This window comes from Pseudomonas sp. App30, from assembly GCF_047947025.1.
GTDB lineage: Bacteria > Pseudomonadota > Gammaproteobacteria > Pseudomonadales > Pseudomonadaceae > Aquipseudomonas.
The window spans coordinates 2,220,058-2,236,804 of the sequence record NZ_CP133165.1; the positions used below are offsets into that span (position 1 = coordinate 2,220,058).

14 protein-coding genes are annotated in these 16,747 nt (G+C 64.7%); 13 read left to right on the forward strand and 1 reads right to left on the reverse strand.

Translation table 11 applies throughout. The features are described 5' to 3' along the window. The first annotated feature begins 97 nt into the window (after positions 1-97). The 8 genes from RAM80_RS10155 (at position 98) to RAM80_RS10190 (ending at position 9,426) form a co-directional block, all read left to right on the forward strand. Positions 98-853 carry a DeoR/GlpR family transcriptional regulator gene (locus RAM80_RS10155; protein WP_416426246.1) on the forward strand — a complete coding sequence of 252 codons (756 nt, stop codon included), beginning with the start codon at positions 98-100 and terminating at the stop codon, positions 851-853. A gap of 242 nt (positions 854-1,095) precedes the next feature. Further along, complete coding sequence (gene glpD, locus RAM80_RS10160) at positions 1,096-2,622, forward strand: glycerol-3-phosphate dehydrogenase (protein WP_416426247.1); 1,527 nt, start codon at positions 1,096-1,098, stop codon at positions 2,620-2,622. 360 nt (positions 2,623-2,982) lie between these two features. Further along, on the forward strand, positions 2,983-3,888 hold the full coding sequence (locus RAM80_RS10165; protein ID WP_416426248.1) for a glutamate/aspartate ABC transporter substrate-binding protein: 906 nt from the start codon (positions 2,983-2,985) through the stop codon (positions 3,886-3,888). 97 nt (positions 3,889-3,985) lie between these two features. Next, entirely contained in the window at positions 3,986-4,732 is a 747-nt protein-coding gene (locus RAM80_RS10170) for an amino acid ABC transporter permease (RefSeq protein WP_416426249.1), read from the forward strand. Further along, a complete protein-coding gene (locus RAM80_RS10175) occupies positions 4,733-5,398 on the forward strand; it encodes an amino acid ABC transporter permease (RefSeq protein ID WP_416426250.1) in 666 nt (221 codons plus the stop codon). It abuts the gene before it with no gap. Next, positions 5,395-6,129, forward strand: a complete 735-nt coding sequence (locus tag RAM80_RS10180; protein WP_416426251.1) for an amino acid ABC transporter ATP-binding protein — start codon at positions 5,395-5,397, stop codon at positions 6,127-6,129. Before RAM80_RS10175 ends, RAM80_RS10180 begins: the two co-directional genes overlap by 4 nt. 58 nt (positions 6,130-6,187) lie before the next feature. Continuing rightward, positions 6,188-8,107, forward strand: a complete 1,920-nt coding sequence (locus RAM80_RS10185; RefSeq protein ID WP_416426252.1) for a sensor histidine kinase — start codon at positions 6,188-6,190, stop codon at positions 8,105-8,107. Further along, entirely contained in the window at positions 8,104-9,426 is a 1,323-nt protein-coding gene (locus RAM80_RS10190) for a sigma-54-dependent transcriptional regulator (RefSeq protein WP_416426253.1), read from the forward strand. The genes RAM80_RS10185 and RAM80_RS10190 overlap by 4 nt, the downstream gene beginning before the upstream one ends. 110 nt (positions 9,427-9,536) lie before the next feature. Here the strand turns inward: RAM80_RS10190 and RAM80_RS10195 are convergent, their stop codons facing one another. After that, complete coding sequence (locus RAM80_RS10195; protein WP_416426254.1) at positions 9,537-10,298, reverse strand: MipA/OmpV family protein; 762 nt, start codon at positions 10,296-10,298, stop codon at positions 9,537-9,539. Between the two features lie 217 nt (positions 10,299-10,515). Between RAM80_RS10195 and RAM80_RS10200 the strand changes: the two genes are divergently transcribed. The 5 genes from RAM80_RS10200 (at position 10,516) to RAM80_RS10220 (ending at position 16,729) form a co-directional block, all read left to right on the forward strand. Next, positions 10,516-11,214, forward strand: a complete 699-nt coding sequence (locus RAM80_RS10200) for an MtnX-like HAD-IB family phosphatase (protein ID WP_416426255.1) — start codon at positions 10,516-10,518, stop codon at positions 11,212-11,214. Beyond that, entirely contained in the window at positions 11,207-12,604 is a 1,398-nt protein-coding gene (locus tag RAM80_RS10205) for an aminotransferase class III-fold pyridoxal phosphate-dependent enzyme (RefSeq protein ID WP_027978733.1), read from the forward strand. Before RAM80_RS10200 ends, RAM80_RS10205 begins: the two co-directional genes overlap by 8 nt. A 17-nt stretch (positions 12,605-12,621) precedes the next feature. Then, on the forward strand, positions 12,622-13,446 hold the full coding sequence (locus tag RAM80_RS10210) for an alpha/beta hydrolase (RefSeq protein WP_416427446.1): 825 nt from the start codon (positions 12,622-12,624) through the stop codon (positions 13,444-13,446). A 143-nt stretch (positions 13,447-13,589) separates the two neighbouring features. Continuing rightward, positions 13,590-15,347: an ATP-binding protein gene (locus RAM80_RS10215; RefSeq protein ID WP_416426257.1), complete on the forward strand. Its 1,758-nt coding sequence runs from the start codon at positions 13,590-13,592 to the stop codon at positions 15,345-15,347. Beyond that, positions 15,344-16,729 (forward strand): sigma-54-dependent transcriptional regulator, encoded by a 1,386-nt coding sequence (locus RAM80_RS10220; RefSeq protein ID WP_416426259.1) that lies wholly within the window; start codon positions 15,344-15,346, stop codon positions 16,727-16,729. Before RAM80_RS10215 ends, RAM80_RS10220 begins: the two co-directional genes overlap by 4 nt. The last annotated feature ends 18 nt before the right edge of the window (positions 16,730-16,747 follow it).

Sequence of the window (16,747 nt, forward strand, 5' to 3'; positions counted from 1 at the left end):
CGCAGCCTTCGGCAGCTGCTACGGGGAGTGGTGCTAGCACCCGCCTCCTTCCTGCGGCATGATGGGCAAATTTGCCCCGGCAGCCAAAGGAAGCCCAATGAATCTGCCTCCACGCCAACAACAAATCCTCGAACTGGTGCGTGAACGCGGCTACGTCAGCATCGAAGAGATGGCCCAGCTGTTCATCGTCACCCCGCAGACCATCCGCCGCGACATCAACCAACTGGCCGAACTCAACCTGCTGCGCCGTTACCACGGTGGCGCCGCCTACGATTCCAGCATCGAAAACACCGCGTACGCCATGCGTGCCGACCAGATGCGCGATGAAAAGCAACGCATCGCCGAAGCCATCGCCGCACAGATCCCCGACCACGCCTCGCTGTTCATCAACATCGGCACCACCACCGAATCCATCGCCCGCGCCCTGCTCAACCACAACCACCTGAAGATCATCACCAACAACCTGCACGTGGCGTCGATCCTCAGCGCCAAGGATGACTTCGAGGTGCAACTGGCCGGCGGCAACGTGCGCCGTGACGGCGGCGTGGTGGGCCAGGCCAGCGTCGACTTCATCAACCAGTTCAAGGTCGACTTCGCCCTGGTGGGCATCAGCGGCATCGACGAAGACGGCAGCCTGCTGGACTTCGACTACCAGGAAGTGCGCGTGTCCCAGGCCATCATCGCCAACGCCCGCCAGGTGATACTGGCCGCCGACTCCAGCAAGTTCGGGCGCAACGCCATGGTGCGCCTGGGCTCCATCAGCCTGATCGACTGCCTGGTGACCGACAAGGCGCCGGTGCCGGCGCTGCTGCAACTGCTCAACCAGCACAAAATCCGCCTGGAAGTCGTCTAACCCCCTGTGGGAGCTGGCTTGCCAGCGAGCTGTTAGGGCCCAAAAGCTCGCTGGCAAGCCAGCTCCCACAGAAGCTCGAACGCAAGTACGGGTGCGTTCATGTTCGGTAATTTTCATTTCAAGGCCATTCGATCAGTTTTTTCAATCGAATTCGACTGGCCTGTGCCTTCCTGTTGCGCTACTATTTTCGTAAATGAACATTAATGTTCGATTTCAATTTCGAATAACCGCAGGAGGCCGCCATGCCCCACACCACCTTGCCCACCCCGCCCCTCGCCGAAGTCTATGATGTTGCCGTGATTGGCGGCGGTATCAATGGCGTCGGCATCGCAGCGGACGCGGCAGGTCGCGGGCTGTCGGTGTTCCTTTGCGAAAAGGACGACCTCGCCAGCCACACCTCGTCGGCCAGCAGCAAGCTGATCCACGGCGGCCTGCGCTACCTGGAACACTACGAATTCCGCCTGGTGCGCGAAGCCCTGGCCGAGCGCGAAGTGCTGCTGGCCAAGGCCCCGCACATCGTCAAGCCCATGCGCTTTGTGCTGCCGCACCGCCCGCACCTGCGCCCGGCGTGGATGATTCGCGCCGGCCTGTTCCTGTACGACCACCTGGGCAAGCGCGAAAAACTGGCCGGCTCGCGCAGCCTGAAGTTCGGTGCGAACAGCGTGTTGAAGAGCGAGATCACCCGCGGTTTCGAATACTCCGACTGCTGGGTGGACGACGCCCGCCTGGTGGTGCTGAACGCCATGGCCGCCCGCGAACACGGCGCCCACCTGCACACCCGCACCCGCTGCCTGAACGCCCGGCGCATCAAGGGCCTGTGGCATGTGCACCTGGAGCGCGCCGACGGCAGCCTGTTCTCCATTCACGCCAAGGCGCTGGTCAACGCTGCAGGCCCATGGGTGGCGAAGTTCATCCGTGATGACCTGAAGCTGGACTCGCCGTACGGCATCCGCCTGATCCAGGGCAGCCACCTGATCGTGCCCAAGCTGTACGAAGGCGAACAGGCGCACATCCTGCAGAACGAAGACCAGCGCATCGTCTTCACCATTCCGTACATGGAACGCTTCACCATCATCGGCACCACCGACCGCGAATACACCGGGGACCCTGCGAAAGTCACCATCACCGAAGCCGAGACCGACTACCTGTTGAAGGTGGTCAACGCGCACTTCAAGAAGCAGGTGCAGCGCGACGACATCCTGCACACCTATTCGGGCGTGCGCCCGCTGTGCAACGACGAGTCCGACAACCCGTCGGCAGTGACCCGCGACTACACCCTGTCGTTGTCCGGCGGCGCCGATGACGCACCGCTGCTGTCGGTGTTCGGCGGCAAGCTGACCACCTACCGCAAGCTGGCCGAGTCGGCCATGGCGCAGCTGGCGCCGTTCTTCAAGCAGATGAAAGGCAGCTGGACCGGCACCGCTACCTTGCCCGGTGGCGAGCAGATGACCACCCCGCAGGCGCTGGCCGAGGCGCTGGTGGCCAGGCACGGCTGGTTGCCCAAGGACCTCGCCCGGCGCTGGGCCATCACCTACGGCAGCCGCAGCTGGCAGCTGCTGGACGGTACGCAGAGCCTGGCCGACCTGGGCGACCTGATCGGCGCCAACCTGTACAGCCGCGAAGTGGACTACCTGCGCCAGCAGGAATGGGCCGTGGACGCCGCCGACATCCTGTGGCGCCGTACCAAGCTGGGCCTGTTCACCACGGCGGCCGAGCAGCAGAAGCTGGCAGATTACCTGGCCAAGCCGGTCCACACACAGGCGGCGTGAGATCACACCCTTGTAGCCGCTGCCGACAGGCTGCGCTGGCCCGTGTGCACCCTGGATATCTCCTGTGTACTCGAGGGCCAGCGCAGCCTGGCGGCAGCGGCTACGGGGAATTCGCGCGCGCCCAAACCTGGTCGGCTTTCCGAATGCTCAACGTGCCATCATTCGGCCAGCCGACCGATCAGCCTCGCCACATCCTCTTCACCAAAGTTTAATCCCCTTGCCAATCAAGGCCTTGGACCATCGTCCCGGTTTTGGCACGACTCATGCTCTACACTCTCCATCGGAATCAGCGGCACAGACTGCTGAACGAATGAGCCACCAGACGGCTCCATAAAAAAAACAAAGGTCGAGGAGACATAGATGCGCATCATTCACACCCTGTTGGGTGCAGCCATCGCTGCAGCACTGATCAGCAGCCCTGCCATGGGCGAAGAGCTGACCGGCACCCTCAAGAAGATCAAGGATTCGGGCACGATCACCCTGGGCCATCGTGACGCCTCCATCCCGTTCTCCTACATCGCCGATGCATCGGGCAAACCGGTCGGCTACTCCCATGACATCCAGCTGAAAATCGTCGAGGCCATCAAGAAAGACCTCGACATGCCCAACCTGAACGTCAAGTACAACCTGGTCACCTCCCAGACCCGCATCCCGCTGGTGCAGAACGGCACCGTCGACATCGAGTGCGGCTCCACCACCAACAACGCCGAACGCCAGCAGCAGGTCGACTTCTCGGTGGGCATCTTCGAGATCGGCACGCGCCTGTTGGCCAAGAAAGACTCGCCCTACAAGGACTTCCCGGACCTGAAGGGCAAGAACGTGGTGACCACCGCCGGCACCACCTCCGAGCGCCTGCTCAAGGCCATGAACGCCGACAAGCAGATGGGCATGAACGTGATCTCGGCCAAGGACCACGGCGAATCCTTCCAGATGCTGGAATCGGGCCGCGCCGTGGCCTTCATGATGGACGACGCCCTGCTGGCCGGCGAAATGGCCAAGGCCAAGAAGCCCGACGACTGGGCCGTGACCGGCACCGCGCAGTCCCACGAGATCTATGGCTGCATGGTGCGCAAGGGTGACCCGGCGTTCAAGAAGGCCGTAGATGACGCCATCGTCGCCGTGTTCAAGTCCGGCGAGATCAACACCATCTACAACAAGTGGTTCACCCAGCCGATCCCGCCGAAGGGCCTGAACCTGATGTTCCCGGAAAGCGACGAACTGAAGAACCTGATCGCCAACCCGACCGACCAGCCTGCCAAGGACTGATCCGCCCGCACCGTCTAACCTTCAATCATCCACTGGCGCCCTTGCGCCGGTGGATGACTGCAGGTGCCCGTGAATCGCAACTCAAGGGGAGACCCTGATGAATTACAACTGGGACTGGGGCGTGTTCTTCAAGTCCACCGGTATTGGCAACGAGATCTACCTGGACTGGTACATTGCCGGCCTGGGCTGGACCATCGGTATCGCCGTCGCCGCCTGGATCATTGCCTTGCTGCTGGGCTCCGTGCTCGGCGTGATGCGCACCGTGCCCAACCGTTGGGTATCGGCCATCGCCACCACTTACGTGGAAATCTTCCGCAACGTGCCGCTGCTGGTGCAGCTGTTCATCTGGTATTTCGTGATTCCCGACCTGATGCCCCAGGGCTTCCAGGACTGGTTCAAGCAAGACCTCAACCCCACCACCGCCGCCTTCCTCAGCGTGGTGGTGTGCCTGGGCCTGTTCACCGCCGCACGCGTCTGCGAGCAGGTGCGCACCGGTATCCAGGCGCTGCCAAAGGGCCAGGAATCGGCCGCCCGGGCCATGGGCTTCAAGCTGCCGCAGATCTACTGGAACGTGCTGCTGCCCCAGGCCTACCGCATCATCATTCCGCCGCTCACCTCGGAATTCCTCAACGTGTTCAAGAACTCCTCGGTGGCCTCGCTGATCGGCCTGATGGAGCTGCTGGCACAGACCAAGCAGACCGCCGAGTTCTCCGCCAACCTGTTCGAGGCCTTCACCCTGGCGACGCTGATCTACTTCACCCTGAACATGAGCCTGATGCTGCTGATGCGCCTGATCGAGAAGAAAGTCGCGGTACCCGGCCTGATCTCCGTGGGGGGCAAGTAAATGGACTTCAGTGGCATCATTCCCGCCCTGCCCGGCCTGTGGAACGGCATGCTCATGACCCTGCAACTGATGGTCATGGGTATCGTCGGCGGCATCGTGCTGGGCACCCTGCTGGCGCTGATGCGCCTGTCGTCGAGCAAGCTGCTGTCGCGGGTGGCGGGCGCCTACGTCAACTACTTCCGCTCCATCCCGCTGCTGCTGGTGATCACCTGGTTCTACCTGGCGGTGCCCTACGTGCTGCGCTGGATCACCGGCCAGGACACGCCCGTGGGCGCGTTCACCTCCTGTGTCGTGGCCTTCATGATGTTCGAGGCGGCGTACTTCTGCGAGATCGTGCGTGCCGGCGTGCAGTCCATTCCCAAGGGCCAGATGGGCGCCGCCCAGGCCATGGGCATGACCTACGGCCAGACCATGCGCCTGATCATCCTGCCCCAGGCGTTCCGCAAGATGACCCCGCTGCTGCTGCAGCAGAGCATCATCCTGTTCCAGGACACCTCGCTGGTGTACACCGTGGGCCTGGTGGACTTCCTCAACGCGGCACGGGCCAATGGCGACATCATCGGCCAGTCCAACGAGTTCCTGATCTTCGCCGGGCTCGTCTACTTCGTCATCAGCTTCTCCGCCTCGCTGCTGGTCAAGCGTCTGCATAAAAGGTTAGCCGTATGATTTCCATCAAGAACGTCAACAAGTGGTACGGGGACTTCCAGGTGCTGACCGACTGCAGCACCGAAGTCAAGAAAGGTGAAGTGGTGGTGGTGTGCGGGCCCTCGGGCTCGGGCAAATCCACCCTGATCAAGTGCGTCAACGCCCTGGAGCCCTTCCAGAAGGGTGACATCAACGTCGACGGCACCTCCATCGCCGACCCCAAGACCAACCTGCCCAAGCTGCGCTCGCGGGTGGGCATGGTGTTCCAGCATTTCGAGCTGTTCCCGCACCTGACCATCACCGAGAACCTGACCATCGCGCAGATCAAGGTGCTGGGCCGCAGCAAGGAAGAGGCCACGGCCAAGGGCCTGAAGCTGCTCGAGCGCGTCGGCCTGTCGGCCCATGCGCACAAGCACCCCGGCCAGCTGTCCGGCGGCCAGCAGCAGCGCGTGGCCATCGCCCGGGCGCTGGCCATGGACCCGATCGTCATGCTGTTCGACGAACCCACCTCGGCGCTGGACCCGGAAATGGTCAACGAAGTGCTGGACGTGATGGTGCAGCTGGCCCACGAAGGCATGACCATGATGTGCGTGACCCACGAGATGGGCTTTGCGCGCAAGGTGGCCAACCGGGTGATCTTCATGGACAAGGGCCAGATCGTCGAAGACTGCCCCAAGGAAGAGTTCTTCGGCGACGTGAGCGCGCGTTCGGAACGTGCGCAGCAATTCCTCGCCAAGATCCTGCAACACTAAAAGCCCTGCCCGGGTGCCCTCACCGGCACCCGGCGCTGGCAGGCCCCAAGGCACTGTGATGAAATGCGACCCTGATCACTCCCGTGCGACCTCGCCTGCCCTAGCCGTGAAACCCCGTCTGATTCGCCACCTGTTCCTGCCCCCCCTGATCCTGCTGCTGACCGTGGGCCTGGGCTATGCCGGCTATCGTGCCAGCCTGTACAACGGCATCCGCACCCTGGGCGAGAGCGGCGAGCGCCAGCTGGAACTGAACGGCCGGGCGGTGGAAAGCGAGATCAACAAATACACCTTCCTGCCCAGCCTGCTGGAGCTGGAAGGTAGCGTCTCGACGCTGCTGGGCGACCCCGACGGCGAAGGCCACCGCCAGGCGGTCAACGACTACCTGGAAGGCCTCAACCGCCGCAGCCACAGCAGCGCCATCTACGTGCTGGACACCACCGGCCGGGTGCAGGCCACCAGCAACTGGCGCGATGCCAACAGCTACCTGGGCGAGGACCTGTCCTTTCGCGCCTACTTCCAGGACGCCGTGCGCGGCCAGGACGGGCGCTTCTACGGCATCGGCACGACCACCGGCGAGCCCGGCTACTACCTGGCCCATGGCCTCGAAGAGCACGGCAAGATCGTCGGCGTGGCGGTGGTCAAGGTGCGCATGGAAAGCCTCGAGGAGCGCTGGCAGAAGGCGCAGCTGGAGGCCTTCGTCAGCGACGAGAACGGCATCATCATTCTGTCCAGCGACCCGGCGCGGCGGCTGAAATCGGTCCGCCCACTGACCCCGGACATCAAGGAGCGCCTGGCCCGCAGCCTGCAGTACTACTGGTTCTCGCTCACCGAGCTGCAACCGCTGGAGCGCGAGACCCTGGCCGAGGGCGTGGAGCGCCTGAGCTTCCCCGGCCCCGCCACCCGCACCGGCAGCCCTCGCCAGGTCAGCTACCTGGCGCAGACCCGCGAGCTGAAAGACACGCCCTGGCACTTCACCCTGCTCACCCCCCTGCAGGACCTGCGCCGCGAGGCCATGGTCCAGGGCGTGCTGGTGGCGGTGGCGTTTGCCTTCCTGGCGTTCCTGCTGATTGCCTGGAACGAACGGCGCAAGGTCATCGCCACCCGCCTGGCCGCCCGCGAGGCGCTGGAAGAGGCGAACAGCCAGCTTGAGCGGCGCATCGCCGCGCGCACCGAGAACCTGCGCGCCAGCAACGAACGGCTGAAAAGCCAGATTCGCGAACGCCGCCAGGCCGAGGAAACCCTGCGCCACGCCCAGGACGAACTGGTGCAGGCCGGCAAGCTGGCGGCCATCGGGCAGATGTCCACCAGCATCGCCCACGAGCTGAACCAGCCGCTGGCGGCGCTGCGTACGCTGTCCGGCAACACCGTGCGCTTCCTCGAGCGCGGTGCCCTGGACACGGCCAGCACCAACCTTGCCACCATGAACCAACTGATCGACCGCATGGGCCGCATCACCGCCAGCCTGCGCTCGTTCGCCCGCCGCGGCGAAGACCGTGGCCGCGCCTCGCTGACCCAGGCCGTGGACGCCACCCTGCAGGTGCTGGCCGCGCGCCTCAGTGACCAGGGCGTGCAGGTACACCGGCAGTTCATCGAGGTACAATTGCCCATGGGCCAGACGCGCCTGGAGCAGATCCTCGGCAACCTGGCCGGCAACGCCCTGGACGCCTTGCAGGGCATCGCCCAGCCGGCGCTGTGGCTGCAGGGCGAAACCCTGGACGATGGCCGCTACCGCCTGCGCGTGCGCGACAACGGCCATGGCGTGCCCGCGCAGACGCGCCAGCACCTGTTCGAACCGTTCTTTACCACCAAACCGGGCGAGCAAGGCCTGGGCCTGGGCCTGACGCTTTCCGCCAGCCTGGCGGCCGCCGCCGGTGGCAGCCTGGGCGCCGAGCACCCCGACGACGGCGGCACCGCCTTCGTGCTGACCTTGCCTGCACTCAATGCCCAACCGCCCACTTCACCAGTCGAGCCGTCATGAACACCTCGCTTACCGTTCTGATCGTCGAGGACGATCCCCATGTGCTGCTCGGGTGCCAACAGGCCCTGAGCCTGGAAGACATCCCGTGCCAGGGCGTGGGTAGCGCCGAGGAAGCGCTGGCGTTGATCGGCGACGACTTCGCCGGCATTGTCGTCAGTGACATTCGCCTGCCGGGCATCGACGGCCTGGAGCTGCTGAACCGCCTCAAGGCCCGCGACCCGAGCCTGCCGGTGGTGCTGATCACTGGCCACGGCGACATCAGCATGGCGGTGGGCGCCATGCGCAGCGGCGCCTACGATTTCATGGAAAAGCCCTTCTCCCCCGAGCGCCTGGTGGACGTAGTGCGCCGCGCCCTGGAACAGCGCGGCCTGGCCCGCGAGGTCAGCTCGCTGCGCCGCCAGCTGGCCGGGCGCAGCAGCCTCGAGGGGCGCATCATCGGCCGCTCGCCGGCCATGGAGAACCTGCGCGAGCTGATCGCCAACGTCGCCGATACGTCGGCCAACGTGCTGATCGAAGGCGAGACCGGCACCGGCAAGGAACTGGTAGCGCGCTGCCTGCACGACTTCAGCCGCCGCCAGCCGCAGCCCTTCGTGGCACTGAACTGTGGCGGCCTGCCGGAGAACCTGTTCGAAAGCGAAATCTTCGGCCACGAGGCCAACGCCTTCACCGGCGCCGGCAAGCGCCGCATCGGCAAGATCGAGCACGCCAACGGCGGCACGCTATTCCTCGATGAAGTGGAAAGCATGCCGCTGAACCTGCAGATCAAGCTGTTGCGGGTGTTGCAGGAGCGCACCCTGGAGCGCCTGGGGTCGAACCAGAGCATCGAGGTGGATTGCCGGGTGATCGCCGCCACCAAGGCCGACCTCGACGAACTGAGCCGCAGCAACGGTTTCCGCAGCGACCTCTACTACCGGCTCAACGTGGTGACCCTGGAGCTGCCGCCGCTGCGCGAGCGCCGCGAGGACATCCTGCAACTGTTCGAACACTTCCTCGAACAGTCGGCCCTGCGCTTCGACCGCGAGGTGCCCGAACTGGACAGCCAGACCCTGTCGCGCCTGATGAGCCACGACTGGCCCGGCAACGTGCGGGAGCTGCGCAACGTCGCCGAGCGCTACGCGCTGGGCCTGCCGGCGTTCAAGAAAAGCGGCGCCCAGGCCGTGCCGGGGGTGGGCTTCGCCGAGGCCGTGGAGGCCTTCGAGCGCAACCTGCTGAGCGACGCCCTGGCGCGCAACAACGGCAACCTCAGCCAGGCCAGCCAGGACCTGGGCATGGCCAAGACCACCTTGTTCGACAAGGTGAAGAAGTACGGGCTGTCATAAGCTGCACCATCAACCTGCATTGTGGGAGCTGGCTTGCCAGCGAGCTTTTAGGGCCTCAACAGCTCGCTGGCAAGCCAGCTCCCACAAAAACAGCTGCGCCCCCAGGCACCTCAGAACTTGTAGGCCACCGCCGTCTGCACTTCGCCCTGGTTCACCCGCCCGCGCTGGCTGACGATGCTGCTGTCCGCCGCCGAGCCACTCAGGTGCACCCACTCCACGTTGGCCAGCAACGACCAATGGGGCGCCAACGGGAATTGCGCGCCCTGACTCAGGGTCCAGTTCTGCAGCCCGCCGCTGGCGCGGTAGGCGCCGATGCCGCTGGCCTGGGCCTCGCTGGCATCAACGCCGAAGAAGGTCTGGTTCATGCGCTGGTCGGCGAAATGCGCCACCAGTTCGGTGGCGCCGAACACCCCGCCGCCCAGCGGGTAATCCAGCTCGGTGCCCAGCCGCCCCAGCAGGCCGCCCTGGCCATGGCCACCCCCTTCAGCCCGGCCGGCCTGGGCGTATACGCGCCAGAAGTCCACCGGGCTGTACTGCACGAAGCCGCCCAGCTCGACCATGTCCGGCACATCCCGCAGGCCACGCAGGCGGTCATTGCCGTCGCGCCCTTCCACCAGGTTGGCCAGGGGCCCAGCGCTCCAGCCGTTGCCGGTCTTCAGCGCGGCCCAGGTCAGGCCTTCATCGGAGTCGATGCCGATGTTGCCCCAGGTCAGGTCCAGGTACGGCATGGGCTTGGTTTCGTAGCGGCTGCCGGAAGGTTCGCTGGGCTGGTAGGACAGGCCCACACCGGCATCGCCGGTCAATGGCGTGGCCCAGGCGCCACCGGCCAGGCTGGTCAGCAGCAGCCCCAGCAGCAGGTTGATTCGTGACATCGCAATTCTCGTGACGTTTTTCGTACGCGCATGAACGCGCACGCGAGGCTGCCGGCGCAAGCACTCATGTTCTTTGTAGCAACCTACAAAAATTGTAGCTTCGCGCTTACGAAGCAGCGCCAGAGCCCGCAGAACAAGGGCTCAACCGGGTTGGCACGCTCCCTGCTCTACCGCTGGGCAAGCGCGAACTGCGCTGCTGACCCATAGGTAACTGCAGATGATGCACTGGCATATCGTGTGTGACTTCGACGGGACCATCACCCCGAGCGATGTCATCGACAACATCCTGGATCGCTTCGCCGATCCACGCTGGGAAGCCATCGAAGCGCAATGGCTGGCCGGTGAAATCGGCTCGCGTGAATGCCTGAGCCAACAGCTGGCCCTGGTGAAAGCCCAGCCTGCCCAGCTGCTGGAATACTTCGACAGCGTCACCATCGACCCGGCGTTCACCGCCTTCGTCGAGCTGGTGCTGGAGCGCGGCGCCAGCCTGGCGGTGGTCAGCGACGGCCTGGAGCAGGCCATCGCCCGCATCCTGGCGCGCAACGGCGCGCCGCTGCTGCCGATCATTGCCAACCAGCTGCGCCAGGTCGACGCCGACAGCTGGCGCATCGTGTTCCCCCACGCCAGCGACGCCTGCCGTGCCGCTTCCGGCAACTGCAAATGCAAGTCCACGCCCGGCAGCAAACGCATCCTGGTGATCGGCGACGGCAAGTCCGACATGTGCGTGGCTGGCACCGCCGACTTCGTGTTCGCCAAGGGCAGCCTGGCCGACCACTGCGAACGCAATGGCATCGCCCACGCCCGCTTCGATTCGTTCGCCGAGCTGCCAGCCCTGCTGGCCGCCCTGCCGCAAGACACCCGCAACACCGTTCCACACCTCAATTCAGAACAGCAGGAACTCTTCCACCATGTCTAACACCCCGCGTATCACCAGCGAAGAAGACCAGATCCTTCTGGACAAAGAATCGCGCTACTGCTCGTTCGGTGACACCGTTCACTACATCGAGCCACCGCGCATTTTCAGCCGCTGCGAAGGTTCCTACGTCTACGACACCAATGACCAGGCCTACCTCGACCTGCAAATGTGGTACTCGGCGGTCAACTTCGGCTACGCCAACCCGCGCCTGAACAACGCCCTGAAGCAGCAGATCGACACCCTGCCGCAAATCGCCAGCCAGTACCTGCACAAGGGCAAGATCGAGCTGTCGGAAATGATCGCGGTCGATGCCAAGAAGAAATTCGGCATGGACGGTCGCGTACACTTCAACGTCGGCGGTTCGCAGTCCATCGAAGACTCGCTGAAAGTGGTGCGCAACGCCTCCAACGGCAAGAGCCTGATGTTCGCCTTCGAAGGCGGCTACCACGGCCGTACCCTGGGCGCCTCGTCCATCACCTCCAGCTACCGCTACCGTCGCCGCTACGGCCACTTCGGCGAGCGCGCGCAGTTCATCCCGTTCCCGTACCACTTCCGCGGCCCCAAGGGCATGAGCAAGGAAGAGTACGGCAGCTACTGCGTGAAGCAGTTCGCCCGCCTGTTCGAGACCGAATACAACGGTGTGTGGGACCCGAAAGTCGGCCAGTGCGAATACGCAGCCTTCTACGTCGAGCCGATCCAGGGCACCGGCGGCTACGTGATCCCGCCGATGAACTTCTACAGCGAGCTGAAGCAGGTCCTGGACCAGCACGGCATCCTGATGGTGGTCGACGAAATCCAGATGGGCTTCTACCGCACCGGCAAGCTGTGGTCCATCGAGCACTTCGACGTCAAACCCGACGTGCTGGTGTTCGGCAAGGCACTGACCAACGGCCTGAACCCGCTGGGCGGTATCTGGGCCCGTGAAGAGCTGATCAACCCGGGCATCTTCCCGCCAGGTTCGACCCACTCCACCTTCGCCTCCAACCCGCTGGGCACCGCCGTGGGCCTGGAAATGTTCAAGATGACCAGCGAAGTGGACTACGGCGCCATGGTCATGGCCAAGGGCAAATACTTCCTGGCCGGCCTGGAAGACCTGAAGAAGCGCTACAAGATCGTCGGCGACGTCGACGGCCTGGGCCTGGCCCTGCGCATGGAAATCTGCGGCGAAGACGGCTTCACCCCGGACAAGGCCAAGCTCGACGAAATGGTCGAGGAAGGCATGAAGGGCGACATCGAGATCGACGGCCGCCGCCTGGGCCTGATCCTCGACGTGGGCGGTTACTACAAGAACGTGATCACCCTGGCACCGTCGCTGGAAATCAGCTACCCGGAAATCGACCTGGCCATCGCCCTGCTCGACCGCCTGCTGCACCGGGTCACCCAGAAGTGAGTGCCGCGCAGATCGATATGGGTGTTGGCGACGCCAGCTTCGTGCTCGGCAACGGCCCGGTGGCCGTGCTGCTGATCCACGGGCTGACCGGCACCCCCACCGAGCTGCGCAAGGTTGCCCAGGGGCTGGCCAAGGCGGGGTACACGGTGTACGTGCCCACCCTGGCTGGCCACTGCGGGGACAACGCCGATCTGCAGGCCACCACGTGGCGCGACTGGTACGCCAGCGCGCTGAGCACCTTCGAGGGCATCCGCAAGGTGCACGAGCAGGTGTTCGTCGGTGGCCTGTCGATGGGCGCGGTCCTGTCGATGCACCTGGCCGCCCAGCGGCCAGGTGAAGTGGCAGGGTTGCTGCTGTATTCGACCACCTTGCGCTATGACGGCTGGAACATGCCTTGGGTGGCGCGCATGACCAACATCTTCATGGCCATCCCGTTCGGCGTGCACATCTGCCGCTTCAACGAGAAGTCACCCTACGGGATCAAGAACCCGCGGTTGCGTGCCATCGTCGAGAAGCAGATGAAAGCCGGCGAGAGCGCCAACGCAGGGCTGCTGACCATGTCGGGCATCAGTGTGCGCGAACTGCACCGCCTGGTAGCCGAAGTGAAACGCGGCATGCCTACCATCAAGGCGCCGGCGCTGGTGCTGCATTCCAGCGAAGACGACATCACCAGCCGCTGGAACGCCGACTACATTGAAGCGCACATCGGCGGCCCGGTGACCAAGGTACTGCTCGACGACTGCTATCACATGATCACCGTGGACCTGCAATACCCGAAAGTGATCAGCCTGAGCGCAGAGTTCATCCAGCTTCACGCCCCGGGCCTTGCCCAGGCATCCTGATAGCCGCATGCTCTACCCCTGTAGCCGCTGCCGCAGGCTGCGCTGGCCCTTGCGTACACTGAAGATCTCGAGCGTACGCAAGGGCCAGCGCAGCCTGCGGCAGCTGCTACGAGGATTTGCGACCTGGCCATAAGCGAGTATCGATGACGCCCCCTGCCCCGAAACCGTCCGCCTTTCGACTGTCGCGCTGGAACCTGCAACGCAAGTTGATCCTGGCGTTCTGGCTGGTCAGCGTGGTGCCGACGATGATCGCCTCCGAACTGGCCGCCACCACCCTGGCCGAAATTTTCGACAGCAACGTGCGCGTCTGGCTGCAGGAATCGACCAAGATCGTCGAGGACGAAATCAGCGAGATCCTGCGCGACAACGCCCGCGTCGCCCAACTGTTCCTGCGCTACGCCCGGGCCGAGGCACCCACCGAGAAACGCGCGCAGCACCAGGACAAACTGATCGGTGACATCGCCGATGCCATGGGCATCGACGTGGTGGCGCTGATCCGCAGCCGTGACCACAAGGTGGTGTTCTCCACCGCCGCCGCCGACGTGGTGGATCAGATCAGCCTGGCGCCCGACGCCGTGCTGCAGACCATCCACAACGGCAGCGCGCGCATCGGCACCGTGGTCTCCACCTTTCCCACCCAGCAGAACGGCGAAGACTACCAGCTGCTGGTCGCCACCTTCCTCGACGCCAGCTTCCTGACCAGCGTCGCCGACGTGCACACCCTCGACCTGCGCCTGTACCTGTCCAGCGACCAGGGCTACGCCGAGGTGTTTTCCAGCCAGCGCTTCGAAAACCACCCGCCCCTGTTGCCACAACGCATCGAGCAGGTGCTGCGCGACACCAAGAGCCCCACCGAACAGTTCACCAGCCAGTACAGCGGCCTGTACCGGCCCCTGCTCAATGACAAGGGCAACCTGCAGGGCGTGGTGTTCAGCGGCCTGCTGCGCCACAGCAACCTGCTGGGGCTGGTGAACCAGAGCAACCTGTTCGTGCTGATTTTCCTGCTCAGCTCGGCGCTGTCCCTGGGTGTCGGCACCCTGGTGACGCGGCGGTTCACCCGGCCGATGCGCGCCCTGTCCGAAGGCGTGCGCGCGGTGACCGCCGGCGACTACAGCCAACAGGTGGAAGTGCTGGGCAACGACGAGCTGGCCGAGCTGGGCGTGACCTTCAACCACATGACCAAGGGCTTGCAGGCCCTGCAGCACCTGGAGGCGCAGATGCGCCGCCGCGACCGCCTGCACACCATGGGCGAAGTGGCCATGGGCCTGGCCCACGAAATTCGCAACCCGCTGGGCATCATCAAGACCGCCACCCAGCTGCTACACCGCCGCGCAGCCCTGCCCGAGGCGGACATGCGCCACCTGGAATACGTGATCTCGGAAGTCACCCGCATCAACGAACTGATCACCGAGTTCCTCGATTTCGCCAAGCCCAGCCCGCCGATCCGCACGGTGATGTCAGCGCGGGCGCTGCTGGAAGACATACTCGGCTTCTGCGCGCCGGAGCTTGCCACCCATGACATTCACGCGCTGATCGAAGACCAGGCCCCCGGCGCCACGCTGTACGCCGACAGCCGCCAGCTCAAGCAGGCCTGCCTGAACCTGGTGCTCAACGCCATCGACGCCATGCCCGACGGCGGCCACCTGGTGCTGGGCATCGGCACCGACGGCGCCAACACGCGCCTGAGCGTGGAAGACGACGGCCAGGGCATTTCCAGCGACCTGATGGAGCGCATCTTCAACCCGTTCGTCACCACCAAGGCCTCGGGCACCGGCCTTGGGCTTGCAAAAGTGTTCTCGATCATGGAAAACCATGACGGTCGCGTGGAGTGCATCAGCACCCCGGGCCAAGGCGCCACGTTCAACCTGTACATACCGGCCCGCGAAGGAGAGCCCGCTTGAGCCATAACGTCCTGGTAGTCGACGATGAGCCGAAACTCTGCGACCTGCTGGTCTCGGCACTCAGCCAGGACCAGGTGCAGGTGTTCACCGCCGGCAACGGCCTGCTGGCGCTGGAGGTGATGGAGCAGGAAAGCATCGACCTGGTCATCAGTGACTGGCGCATGCCCGGCATGGACGGCCCGCAGCTGCTGGCCGAGATCAAGCAGCGCTTTCCCCAGGTGCCGGTCATTGTCATGACTGCCTACTCCACGGTGAAGAACGCCGTGAAGTCCATGCGCGACGGGGCCTTCGACTACATCGCCAAGCCGTTCGACATCGACGAGCTGGACATCACCGTGCACAAGGCGCTGCAATTCCGCGACATCCTGCGCGACAACGCGCGCATGCGCGCAGAACTCGACAACCATCACCAGTTCGACAACCTGGTGGGCGAAAGCCCGGCCTTTCGCCGGGTGTTGCAGGCCATCGATTCGGTGCGCGAGAGCAGCGCCACCATCCTGCTGACCGGCGAGAGTGGCACCGGCAAGGAAATGGTCGCGCGCGCCATCCACCAGCACGGCAACCGTGCCGACCAGCCGTTCGTGGCGGTGAACTGCGCGGCCATCCCCGAGGGGCTGCTGGAAAGCGAGATGTTCGGCCACCGCAAGGGCGCGTTCACCGGTGCGGTCAGCGACCGCATCGGCCGCTTCCAGCAGGCCGACAAGGGCACGCTGTTCCTCGACGAGGTGGGCGACATGCCCCTGGCGCTGCAGGCCAAGATCCTGCGCGCGCTGCAGGAGCGGCTGATCGAGCCGGTGGGCGACAGCCGCGAGCGCAAGGTGGACGTGCGGGTCATCGCCGCCACCCACAAGAACCTGGTGGAAGCCGTGGCGCGCAAGGAGTTTCGCGAAGACCTGTATTACCGCCTCAACGTTTTCCCCATCCCCCTGCCCGCCCTGCGCGAGCGCAGCGAGGACATCCCCGGCCTGGCCCACCACTTCGCCGGCCTATTGGGCGCCGAGGCGGGCAAGCGCATCACCGGCTTCAGCCCGCAGGCCATGCAGTCGATGCTCAACTACCCGTGGCCGGGCAACATCCGCGAGCTGCAGAACTGCGTGGAACGCGCAACCATCGTCGCCCAGGGCGCGCTGATCGAACAGCAGGACCTGCCCGCGTACCTGTTCGAGGCCGCTGCCGGGCAGGCCGACGAGGCCGTGCCCAGCGGCGTGCCCAATGACCTGGACGGCAAACTGGCCGAGGTGGAAAAGGCCTGGATCCTGGCCGCCCTGCAGCAGACCAACGGCGTGCAGGCCGCAGCGGCGCAGTTGATGGGCATTACCGAGCGCAGCCTGTGGTACCGGCTGAAGAAGCTGGCGATCCAGGTCAGCAAGTTTGCTCGGTAGGGCTTGATAAAAGCGTGT